Genomic DNA, 7,442 nt, shown 5'->3' with positions numbered 1-7,442 from the left:
AGCGGCCGTCCCGTCGGTCCGGTCTGCCCCGTGCCGGCGCTCTCGGTCCCGGGGAGCCGGTCGTGCGAGGGCCGCGGCGCCGGCTCGCTCGCCGTGGGGACGGCAGCAGGGCCCTCGGCCTCCGTGGTCACCTCGGCACTCACAGACGTGTCACTCCCACCGTCGCTCAACTCGGTCAGCCTCCCGCAGATCGGTCCGACACTAGTCGCGGCCGCGTCCCTGCATCAAGGCAGGGCCCGGCTCGTCGCCGTCCGATGCCGGCAGGTCGGCCCGCAGGTCATCGTGCGCGTGGGTGGGCCTGGGCGAAGACCTCGCGCAGCTGCTGCACCGAGACCATCGTGTAGATCTGCGTTGTCGTCACCGAGGCGTGGCCGAGCAGCTCTTGCACGACCCGCACGTCGGCGCCACCGTCGAGCAGGTGCGTGGCAAACGAGTGCCGCAGCGTGTGGGGGCTGATGTGACCGGACAGGTCGGCCCGGTCGGCCGCAGCGCGTATGACGTTCCAGGCACTCTGGCGCGACAGCCGCCCGCCGCGCTGGTTGAGGAAGAGTGCCGGGGTCCCCCTGCCGCGCGTGGCCAGCGCCGGTCGACCCCGGACCAGGTAGGCGGAGACCGCCTCGCGCGCGTAGCGTCCCAGCGGCACGACCCGTTCCTTGCTGCCCTTGCCGAAGAGCCGGACCGCCTCGAGGGCAAGGTCCACGTCGTCGACGTCCAACCCGATCGCCTCGCTCACCCTGGCCCCGGCGCCGTAGAGCAGCTCGAGCAGGGCACGGTCCCGCAACGACGCGGGGGTGTCGCCCACGCTCGCGGCCTGCAGCAGCCGCTCCACCTGCTCGACCGAGATCGCCTTGGGCAGGCGACGCGGGGGTCGAGGTGGCGCCACCGCTCCTGCCGGGTCGGCGGTCGACTCCCCCTCGAGGGCGAGGAACTTGTGCAGGCCACGCACCGCCACCAGGGTCCTGGCGGCCGACGACGCGGCCAGCGGGCGCTGTTCGGGACCCCCCTCGCGCAACGAGACCAGGAAGGCGGCGACGTGCTCCTCCCGCACGTCCTCGGGCCGGGTGACTCCCCGGGAGGCGAGGAACCAGGCATACCGGCGCAGGTCCCTGCGGTAGGCGGTCATGGTGTGCGGTGAGGCGCCACGCTCCACCCGCAGGTGGTCGAGCCATCCCTGCACCGCCCGGTCCAGGGCGGTCAGGCGATGCGCGGCCCCGGTCGCTGACACGTGGCCGACTCTATCCGCGTCCGGTCGTGGTGCGATCGACCTGCTGCGAGGATGGCCACCAGGAGGTGCTGGTATGTCGGCCACCCGAGGCGGCCGTCCGGCTGGGCGCGACGCCCGGCAGGACGAGCCGCTCACCACCTACCGGGAGAAGCGACGGTTCGACCGGACACCCGAACCGTCGGGCGAGGCTGCCGCGCCACCGGCACCAGAAGGCGTCCGGCGGTTCGTCGTGCAGCGCCACCGGGCGCGCCGGCTGCACTACGACGTGCGCTTCGAGATCGACGGGGTGCTGGTCAGCTGGGCGGTGCCAAAGGGTCCGACCCTCGACCCCGACGTCCGCCGGATGGCGGTCCACGTCGAGGACCACCCGCTGGAGTACGAGGACTTCGAAGGGGTCATCCCCAAGGGCGAGTACGGCGGTGGCGACGTCATCGTCTGGGACCGTGGCACCTGGGAGCCGCACGCCACCGACGACCCGGCCGCGGCCGTTCGGGCCGGTGACTTCCACGCCGACCTGCACGGGGAGAAGCTGCGTGGCCGGTTCGTCCTCGTCCGGCGGGGCGGCCCCGGCCAGGACGGTGACTCGGGCAAGGAGCAGTGGCTGATGCTGCACAAGCACGACGACGACGCCGTCAAGGGCTGGGACCCGGAGGACCACCCACGTTCGGTCCTGTCCGGACGCACCAACGAGGAGGTCAAGGCCTCCCCCGAACGCCTCTGGCGCTCGGACCTGCCGGCTGCGGAGGCCTCCGTCGCGGTCGAGTCCGCGGCCGTCGAGTGGCCCCGTGACGACGAGCTCACCGCTCTGGACGACCTCGGCCGGCAGGGCACGTGGGAGATCTTCGGACGCTCCCTGCGCGTCACCAACCTGGACAAGGTCCTCTTTCCGGCCCGCGAGGGCGAGGAGCCGGTCACCAAGCGGGACTTCCTTCGCTACAGCGCCCAGATTGCGCCGACGCTGCTGCCCTACCTCTCCGGCCGGGCGCTGAACCTGCACCGCTACCCGGAGGGCGCCGACCACAAGGGCTTCTGGCACAAGGAGCTGCCCGGCCATGCGCCGGAGTGGCTTCCGCGCTGGGACAACCCCGACGCTGACCCCGGCGAGACGCGCACCTACCTGGTGGTGGACGAGCCCGCGGCGCTGGTGTGGGCTGCGAACTTCGGTGGCCTGGAGTGGCATCCGTGGACCTCGCGGACCGACGAGCCGGACCACCCCACCTACGCGCTGTTCGACCTCGACCCCGGCGAACGCACGTCGTGGGAGGAGGTGCTCGTGCTCGCCAGGCTGCACCGCACCGCGTTCGAGCACCTGCACATCCGCGCCTACCCCAAGGTGACGGGGCGGCGCGGCATCCAGATCTGGGTGCCGATCCGGCGCGGACCGACGTTCGACCAGACCCGCGCCTGGGTCGAGCAGGTCTCCAAGACCGTCGGCCAGGTGATGCCGGACCTGGTCAGCTGGAAGTGGGAGAAGCGCGAACGCAAGGGCCTCGCGCGGCTCGACTACACCCAGAACGCCATGAACAAGACGCTCGTGGCGCCCTACAGCACGCGTCCGGCACCGGGCGCCCCGGTGTCGACGCCGATCGCGTGGGACGAGCTGGACGATCCAGACCTCCGTCCTGACCGGTGGACCCTCCGCACCGTGCTGGACCGGCTCGCCTCGCGCGGCGACCTGTTCCGCGGTGCGCTGACGACCGACCAGGGCCTTCCGACCCTGCGGTGAGGCGGGGTCCGGTCAGGTGAGGACGTCCTCGACCGGGGTCAGGTCGAAGCCGTGTGCCTGCGCCACCGGCGGGCAGGTCACCGCGCCGGCGTGCACGTTGAGGCCCTGGGCCAGGGCGTGGTCCTGCCGCAGAGCGTCGCGCCAGCCCTCATTGGCGAGTGAGACGGCATACGGGAGAGTCACGTTGGTGAGGGCATAGGTGGAGGTGTGGGGCACCGCGCCGGGCATGTTGGCCACGCAGTAGAAGACCGAGTCGTGGACGCGGAAGGTCGGGTCGTCGTGGGTCGTCGGACGGGAGTCCTCGAAGCAGCCGCCCTGGTCGATGGAGATGTCGACCAGGACGCTGCCCGGTCGCATCCGCGAGACCTGCTCGTTGCTGACCAGCGAGGGCGTCCGGGCGCCGGGCACCAGCACCGCACCGATGACCAGGTCGGCGTCGGCGATGGCTCGTTCGACCTCGAGCGTGTTGGACGCGACGGTCTGGCAGTGGCCCTGGTAGATCGCGTCGGCGCGGCGCAGCTTGCTGATGTCGCGGTCGAGCAGCAGCACCTCGGCCTGCATGCCCAGGGCGATCGCGGCGGCGTTCATGCCCGAGACGCCGGCACCGATCACCACGACCTTGGCCGCGTAGACCCCGGAGACGCCGCCGAGCAGGATGCCGCGGCCGCCCTGGGCCCGCATCAACGTGTAGGCGCCCACCTGGGGCGCGAGGCGTCCAGCGATCTCGCTCATCGGCGCGAGCAGGGGGAGCGAGTGGTCTGGCTCCTCGACCGTCTCGTAGGCGATCGCCGTGACCCCCCGGTCCATCAGCTCACGAGTGAGCCCGGCGTCGGCCGCGAGGTGCAGGTAGGTGAACAGCGTCTGCCCCGACCGGATCCGGTGGAACTCGTCGGCCACCGGCTCCTTCACCTTGAGGATGAGTTCGCCTGCCTCCCAGACCTCGTCGGCCGAGTCGGCGATCTTGGCGCCCGCCGAGACGTAGTCGTCGTCGGTGATCGCGCTGCCCTCCCCCGCGCCTGCCTCGACGTAGACGTCGTGTCCGTGTGCGCTCAGCTCGTGCACCCCGGACGGGGTGATGGCGACGCGGAACTCACCCGGCTTGATCTCCCGCGGGATCCCGATCCTCATATCTGGTGACCACCTCAACCTGCCTCGGACGGCCCCCGTGCGGGGTCGTGGTCTCTCGCTCCATGCTACGGCCCACGGCGTCGGCGCAAGGTCTGTTCACCCGTCGGTCCGGAGCACCTGCGGGACGAGGTCCTCCTCGGGCGGCGACCAGGTCGCGGCGTCGGCGTCGAGCTGCTCCCCGGAGCGGATGTCCTTGACTGCGTCGGAGCCACCGTCCCTGCCCGGGAACCAGACGAACGGTATGCCGCGTCGCTCGGCGTAGCGGATCTGCTTGCCGAACCTGCTGGCCGCCGGCGCCACCTCGCAGGCGATGCCGCGTTGCCGCAGGGCGGTGGCGACGGAGACCGCGGCGTCGCGCGACTCGTCGTCGTTGAGCGCGACCAGGACGGCGGCCGGCGTCGACCGTGACGCGCTGAGCAGCCCGTTGCCGATCAGCAGCCCGAGGATCCGCGTGACCCCGATCGAGATCCCCACCCCGGGGTAGGTCGTCTTCCCGTCCGAGGCCAGGGCGTCGTAACGTCCGCCGGAGCAGAACGATCCCCACTCCTCGTGACCGATCAGCTGAGTCTCGTAGACGGTGCCGGTGTAGTAGTCCAGGCCGCGGGCGATCCGCAGGTCGGCCACCAGCGTCCCCGGCGCGTTGCGCATCCCGGTGCGGATCACCGCCGCCAGCGCCTCGAGCCCCTGGTCGAGCTCTGCGTGCTCGACGCCGAGCGCTCGCACCGCCTCGACGAATCCGAGGTCCGGCGTGCGGATCTGCGCGAGCGCGAGGCACTGCCGGGCCTGTTCGTCGGTGGCGCCCGCCTCGACCAGCAGCGCCGCCACCTTCTCGGGGCCGATCTTGTCGAGCTTGTCGACGATGCGCAGCGTGCCCGCGACGTCTTCCAGCCCGATGCCCTGGTAGAAGCCGCTGGCGATCTTGCGGTTGTTGACCTGGATCACGAAGTCCCCCACCGGGAACCGGCGGAACACGTCGGCGATCACCAGCGGCATCTCCGCCTCGAAGTGTGGCGACAGCTCGCCGACGTCCACGACGTCGATGTCGGCCTGGGTGAACTCCCGGTAGCGCCCCTCCTGGGGCCGTTCGCCACGCCATACCTCCTGGATCTGGTAGCGGCGGAAGGGAAAGGCGAGTTTGCCCGCGTGCTCGAGGACGTAGCGCGCGAGCGGCACGGTCAGGTCGAACCGCAGTCCCCAGCGGGCGTCCCCTTCGCCACCGGCGAGCCGGGAGACGGCGTAGATCTCCTTGTCGGCGTCCTCGCCCTGTGCGCCGAGCCGCTCGATGGGCTCGACGGCGCGGGTGTTGATCGAGGAGAAGCCGTGCAGCTCGAAGGTCTCCCGGATCACGTCGAGGAAGCGTTGCTCGATGATGCGGCCGTCGGGCAGCCACTCGGGGAAGCCGCTGATCGGCGTCACTTTGGCCATGGGCTCAGAGTCCTTGCAGGTATGGGTTCGTCGCGCGCTCGTGCTCGACGGTCGTCGCCGGCCCGTGGCCGGGGAGGACGAGCGTGCTGTCTGGCAGCGGGAGGACGACGTCGCGCAGCGAGCGCTGCATCGCGTTGCCGTCACCTCCGGGAAGATCGGTGCGGCCGATGGAGCCGGCGAAGAGCACGTCTCCGGAGAGAACGGTGGCGTCGACGTCGACCTGACCGGCCAAACCGTCGGGCACCTCCCCCAGGGAGAACATCACCGAGCCCTCGGTGTGGCCGGGAGCGTGTCGCACGGTCAGCGACAGGCCCGCGAGCTCGAGGTGCTCGCCGTCGGACATCTCCACCACGTCCTCCGGTTCCTGCCAGGTGGCGCTGCTCCCGAACTGCTGCTCTAGCATGCCGACGAGGCCGGGGTCCAGCGTGGCGAGCGGGTCCTTCAGCCGATAGCGGTCGTCGCCGTGGATGTAGGCGCCGAGGACGCCGCCGCAGACCGGCGTCACGGAGTAGACGTGGTCCAGGTGGCCGTGGGTGAGCAGGACGGCGGTGGGCTTCAGCCCGTGCTCGGCCAGCACCTCGCCGAGCTGGGCCTCCACGCCGACACCCGGGTCGACCACCAGGCACTCCTGGCCGGGGCCGGGCGCGAGCACGTAGCAGTTGGTGCCGAAGGCGGCGGCAGGGAATCCGAGCGTGAACACGGTCGCGAGCCTACGGCAGGCGGCCGGGCCCGGCGGAGACGGTCTCGACGGCTCAGGCGCCGCCCGAAGGTCGTCGTCCTCGCACAACTGTCACAAGGTCGTGACCGTTTTTGGGAAGCGCCGGAGCCACTCCCCTGCCTAGACTGGCCGTCGGCCGCCCGCACGCAGGTGGCCGTGTTCGTTCACCAGCTGTCGTCCGCTGCCCGGGCTCCGCGCCCCGGCAGCATCCATGCAAGGAGCCCGGTCCATGCCCTCCCCGCGCCTACGGACCCTGGTCGTCGTCGGGCTCGCGGCAGGGGCAGTGGGGCTCAGCGGCTGCGGTGGCGGCGCGGACGCCTCCGGGTCGGCGACGACGGCCAGCCTCGCCACCGGATCGGGATCGTGCTCGCCGGCCCCGGCCCTGCCGACCGACGTCCAGACCTTCGACGCCGCCCCCGACCCGGCCTCCGTGCGCGGCACGACGGTCACCGCCACGATCACCACCAACTGCGGCGACATCACCCTCGACCTGTATGCCGACCGGGCACCGCAGACCGTCGCCTCCTTCGAGCAGCTCGCGCAGGCGGGCTACTGGGACGACAGCTCGTGCTTCCGGCTGACCACGGCAGGCATCTTCGTGCTGCAGTGCGGCGACCCGACGGGCACGGGATCGGGCAGCCCGGGCTACGGCTTCGGCATCGAGAACGCGCCGGCCGACGGCCGCTACCCGCCCGGCACCCTCGCCATGGCCCGCACCCAGGACCCGAACAGCAACGGCGGCCAGTTCTTCATCGTCTACGACGACACCTCGCTGCCCACGCAGGGCGGTGGCTACTCGATCTTCGGGAAGGTAACCGAGGGCCTCGACCTCGTCAAGGCGGTCGCACAGCAGGGAGTCGCCCCCGGCTCGCAGAGCCCGCAGGACGGTTCGCCCGTCCAGCCGATCAGCATCCTCAAGGTCGTTGTCACCGAGCAGAAGGCGTGAGTCACGTGTCCGAGCAGCCGCAGCAGCAGGTCGACCAGAAGGAGCAGGCAGAGCAGCCGCAGCCGGTGGACCAGCCGGAGCAGGCGCAGGAGGTGGACCAGCCCGAGCAGGTAGAGCCGGAGCGGGCGCACCAGGTGGAAGATCCGGAGCGGGCGCAGCAGGCTGACCGGCCCGAGCAGGTCGAGGTGGAGACGCCGCAGCCCCGGCAGCAGGAGCAGGTCGCCGAGCCGGCCGAGCCGGCGGCCGCGACGCCGAAACCCGGCCCGGTGCCCAC

At 71.6% G+C, this 7,442-nt stretch carries 6 protein-coding genes and 1 pseudogene; 3 read left to right on the top strand and 4 right to left on the bottom strand.

Annotated features, from left to right (window positions below; translation table 11 throughout):
- Nucleotides 1-277: 277 nt before the first annotated feature.
- A complete protein-coding gene (gene xerD / locus FRW57_RS14400; RefSeq protein WP_238384568.1) occupies nucleotides 278-1,225 on the bottom strand; it encodes a site-specific tyrosine recombinase XerD in 948 nt (315 codons plus the stop codon).
- A gap of 73 nt (nucleotides 1,226-1,298) precedes the next feature.
- Between xerD and ligD the strand changes: the two genes are divergently transcribed.
- Entirely contained in the window at nucleotides 1,299-2,951 is a 1,653-nt protein-coding gene (ligD, locus tag FRW57_RS14395) for a non-homologous end-joining DNA ligase (RefSeq protein WP_152186315.1), read from the top strand.
- Nucleotides 2,952-2,963: 12 nt separating this feature from the next.
- Here ligD and ald read toward each other — a convergent pair whose 3' ends face one another.
- From ald to FRW57_RS14380, 3 genes are all read right to left on the bottom strand, one after another.
- Nucleotides 2,964-4,079: an alanine dehydrogenase gene (ald, locus tag FRW57_RS14390; RefSeq protein ID WP_137120808.1), complete on the bottom strand. Its 1,116-nt coding sequence runs from the start codon at nucleotides 4,077-4,079 to the stop codon at nucleotides 2,964-2,966.
- Between the two features lie 96 nt (nucleotides 4,080-4,175).
- Complete coding sequence (gene hisS / locus FRW57_RS14385) at nucleotides 4,176-5,504, bottom strand: histidine--tRNA ligase (RefSeq protein ID WP_152186314.1); 1,329 nt, start codon at nucleotides 5,502-5,504, stop codon at nucleotides 4,176-4,178.
- 4 nt (nucleotides 5,505-5,508) lie between these two features.
- Nucleotides 5,509-6,204: an MBL fold metallo-hydrolase gene (locus FRW57_RS14380; protein WP_152186313.1), complete on the bottom strand. Its 696-nt coding sequence runs from the start codon at nucleotides 6,202-6,204 to the stop codon at nucleotides 5,509-5,511.
- A 247-nt stretch (nucleotides 6,205-6,451) separates the two neighbouring features.
- Here FRW57_RS14380 and FRW57_RS14375 point away from each other — a divergent pair, with 247 nt between their 5' ends.
- Nucleotides 6,452-7,168, top strand: a complete 717-nt coding sequence (locus tag FRW57_RS14375; RefSeq protein ID WP_238999437.1) for a peptidylprolyl isomerase — start codon at nucleotides 6,452-6,454, stop codon at nucleotides 7,166-7,168.
- Nucleotides 7,165-7,442, top strand: a pseudogene (locus FRW57_RS23285) (hypothetical protein); the annotation flags it as partial. The gene FRW57_RS14375 and the pseudogene FRW57_RS23285, both read left to right, overlap by 4 nt.

It is taken from the genome of Segeticoccus rhizosphaerae (genome assembly GCF_009192725.1).
GTDB lineage: Bacteria > Actinomycetota > Actinomycetes > Actinomycetales > Dermatophilaceae > Segeticoccus > Segeticoccus rhizosphaerae.
Note: the sequence above shows the minus strand (reverse complement) of the source record. Positions and strands in the feature narration are given on the sequence as shown.

Excerpts from the sequence above, each read along its gene's own strand:
- FRW57_RS14375 (WP_238999437.1), top strand. The coding sequence starts at position 6,452 with ATGCCCTCCCCGCGCCTACGGACCCTGGTCGTCGTCGGGCTCGCGGCA.
- ald (WP_137120808.1), bottom strand. The coding sequence starts at position 4,079 with ATGAGGATCGGGATCCCGCGGGAGATCAAGCCGGGTGAGTTCCGCGTC.
- hisS (WP_152186314.1), bottom strand. The coding sequence starts at position 5,504 with ATGGCCAAAGTGACGCCGATCAGCGGCTTCCCCGAGTGGCTGCCCGAC.
- ligD (WP_152186315.1), top strand. The coding sequence starts at position 1,299 with ATGTCGGCCACCCGAGGCGGCCGTCCGGCTGGGCGCGACGCCCGGCAG.